Raw genomic sequence first — 3,032 nt, 5'->3', positions numbered from 1 at the left:
CGTCTCCGTAAATCCTTCGGGGGTTACGCGGCTGCGTCGAGTACGGCAGGTTGATGGTCGCAGTCATCGTGCTGCTGGGAGTTGCGTTCCTTCTGTTCGTGTCGCTCGATCCGGGCCATCAGGTCCTCGAGGTCGGCCGGGGTGAACTTCGAGCTGAAGGGCCGGGCGGTCTCGTTGTAACGGCGCTCGAAGGCGATGAGCCGGTCTTCGACCTGGTCATGGCCGGTGAAGTCGTTGGGTGAGGCAACCTTGCGCTGCACGATGGAGAAGAAGATCTCCACTTGGTTCACCCACGAGGCGTGCACGGGGGTGTGCACCATGACCGCGTTGCGGAAGCGTTCGGTCAGCCGGTCGGCGGCGGTCTTGCCGCGGTGGGAGGAGCCGTTGTCGACGATCCAGAACACTCGCTTGGCCGAGGCGTAAGGCTCTTGGGTCATGACCTGCTCGGCCAGATCCATGAACGGGACGATGCCGGTCTTGGGCGAGCAACGGCCGAACACGTGGGCGCGATGGACGTCATAGGCGGCCAGGTAGGCCAGAGCGCCGCCGCGGTCGTAGTCGTGGTTGATGCGCATCATTCGCGAGCTGCCGGGTGGCAGGGTGGGGTGGCAGCGGCAGCGGTCCTGGATGGAGGTCTTCTCATCGGCGCTGAGGACGTACTCGTCGTCGCCGAGCGGGATGTCGTCCCACCGGCGCGCGTATAAGTCGAGCACGCGGGTGGCCTTGGCGGCGAAGGCCGGGTCTCGGATGAAGATCCACGATTGGTGCTGCCAGGGTTTGAGCGTGTCCTCGGCCAGGATCCGGCGCACGGTGGAGGCCGAGATCGTTGCTGCTAGTCTGCGGGTGACGGCCTCGCGCGCCAGTTCGGGGCAGCTCCAGCGCGACAGCGGCGCGCCGGTCTCGGCCGGCAGCTGGCAGGCCAATGCCTTGACCTCGGCGCGCTGAAGAGTGCTGAAGGTGGGTGGCAGGCCGGAGCGGGGCCGATCGGTCAGGCTCTTGATGCCCTCCTGGCTGCGGTAGCGTCCCCGCCATAACCGTACGGTGTCCACCGTCACCCCACGACGCTGGGCGATCTGGTTGTTGGAGTAGCCGTGCGCGGCATCCAGCACGATCCGGACCCGGACCACGAGCTGGTAGGCAGCGGTGTGGGAGTAGGCGATCTTCTTGAGCCGCCGCCGTTCGGAGGCGGACAGCGTGATCAAGCGAGCGCGACAGCGGGGCACCGAGGTCTTTCTCTGGTCGATCTTGGGCGAGTGGCCCGCCGACATTGCCCGGCGCGTGCCGGTGTGTGCACGCCCGACACGTCTGCACGCCAAGGAGCGCTGGCCGCAACTGGTCACGGTCCACGTTCGCTACCACGGCCAGTTCGCCTACGTTGAAGGCGAGTTCGCCGAGAAGCAAAAGGGGCATGCACCGATGACGGCGGCTGTACCCTGATCAACTGTTTGTGCCAAGCACGATGGCAGGAGACGGGGCATGACTTCGAGGCTGGCCGGTGACGTGGTCGGCGGGCGCTACCAGCTTGCCGCCGAACTGGGGTCCGGTGGCTTCGGGCGAGTCTGGCGGGCCCGCGACGAGACCCTCGACGTGGACGTTGCGATCAAGGAACTGCAGCTGCCGACGGGGATGCCGGAAACCGAACGAGCCGAGCGGCTGGCGCGCGCCACGCGCGAGGCCCGCAATGCCGCCCGGTTACGCAAGCATGACGGCATCGTCGCGATCCACGACGTCGTCATCGACGACGGCCTTCCTTGGATCGTCATGGAACTAGTCGATGGCTGCTCGCTGAGCGAGCACATGCAGAAGCACGGACCGCTTCCGATGGGCAGGGCCATCGAAGTGGCCGCGGCGCTGCTGACGGCGATCGGCGCAGCACACCGGGAAGGTGTCGTGCACCGCGACATCAAACCCGCCAACGTCATGCTCGCCGAGAACGGGAAGGTCCTGCTCACCGACTTCGGGACCGCGATCCACACTACTGACACCGCACTGACCGCCACCGGGATGCTCATCGGCTCGGCCGAGTACACAGCGCCCGAGCGGCTGCGCGGCGCCGACGGCCTCCCCGCCGGGGATCTGTTCTCCCTCGGCGTGACCCTTTACCAGGCCGTCGAGGGCGTCTCACCGTTCCGCCGCGATACCCAGGAAGCGACGTTGGCCGCAGTACTACTGGAGGAGGCCCCGGCGCCGCGGCGAACCGGGCCGCTCACGCAGCTCATCACCCGGCTACTGGACAAGGACCCGGGCCGCAGGCCGACGGCGGACGAAGCACTGGCCATGGCAGGGAGTATTGCAGGTGAGCAGCCGGCAACCACAGTCCACGTGCGGCGCGACACCAAGATCCTGCCGACCCGGTCGAAGAAGTGGTCGCCCGTAGGTGTTGCCGCGTTGGTGTTCACGTTGGCGATGGCGGTCATGACGGCGCTCGGTATCGCCGGACTCCCTGATGCCGGCGGAACGTGGGAGCACTTCGAGCGCTACGGGGACAACGCCGTGCTCAGCGTCACCTTAATGATCGCAGCCGTTGCCGATGTCGTTGTCGTCGGCTTGCTGTGCGCCAGCCTCGCGCGGTTCCTGCCGGCGGACGTCGGCAAGGCCGTCACCGCTGTCGTCGGTGTCGCCGGGCTCGTCTTCGGCTGTGGCGCGACCGCTTTCGCCTTCCATGGTGCCGGCGAGATCTTCCGGAACACGATGGAACTCTCCGGGCGGAAGTCCGCGACAGTGTCACTGGCCATGATCAGCATCGTCGTGCTCGTCGCCGTCGGGTCGGCCTGGAGCTCACAGCACGCAGATCGACGCAAAACGATCAGAAATCGAACACGATCATGACCGCCCGCATGACCCCATCAGCGTCGGATGCCGGGCTGATCCGGCCGAGCGACCCCGACCGCTACGAGGCCACCCCCTGGTTCACCGGCACCCCATAAGACGCCCTGGACCTGGTCTGCGACCTCTACGTCGCCACCATCGACACCTGACTTTGAAGCACGATCAGTCTCAGTCCGTCAACCCCCGAGAGACTTCCGGGCGGC

At 66.7% G+C, this 3,032-nt stretch carries 3 protein-coding genes; 2 read left to right on the top strand and 1 reads right to left on the bottom strand.

All coding sequences use genetic code 11. The features are described from left to right. Positions 1–23 precede the first annotated feature (23 nt). Complete coding sequence (locus tag ACTWPW_RS63620; RefSeq protein ID WP_443174948.1) at positions 24–1,202, bottom strand: IS630 family transposase; 1,179 nt, start codon at positions 1,200–1,202, stop codon at positions 24–26. Between ACTWPW_RS63620 and ACTWPW_RS63615 the strand changes: the two genes are divergently transcribed. After that, on the top strand, positions 1,195–1,437 hold the full coding sequence (locus tag ACTWPW_RS63615; protein ID WP_375111979.1) for a hypothetical protein: 243 nt from the start codon (positions 1,195–1,197) through the stop codon (positions 1,435–1,437). The genes ACTWPW_RS63620 and ACTWPW_RS63615 overlap by 8 nt on opposite strands. A gap of 39 nt (positions 1,438–1,476) precedes the next feature. Further along, positions 1,477–2,829, top strand: coding sequence for a serine/threonine-protein kinase (locus tag ACTWPW_RS63610; protein ID WP_443174947.1), 1,353 nt, complete (start codon positions 1,477–1,479; stop codon positions 2,827–2,829). The last annotated feature ends 203 nt before the right edge of the window (positions 2,830–3,032 follow it).

It is taken from the genome of Nonomuraea sp. KM90, from assembly GCF_052246675.1.
Lineage (GTDB): Bacteria > Actinomycetota > Actinomycetes > Streptosporangiales > Streptosporangiaceae > Nonomuraea.
The sequence above is the reverse complement of the archived record's forward strand: the minus strand, read 5'-3'. Positions and strand labels throughout refer to the sequence as shown.

Coding starts and splice junctions, on each gene's coding strand:
- ACTWPW_RS63610 (WP_443174947.1), top strand. CDS start 1,477: ATGACTTCGAGGCTGGCCGGTGACGTGGTCGGCGGGCGCTACCAGCTT.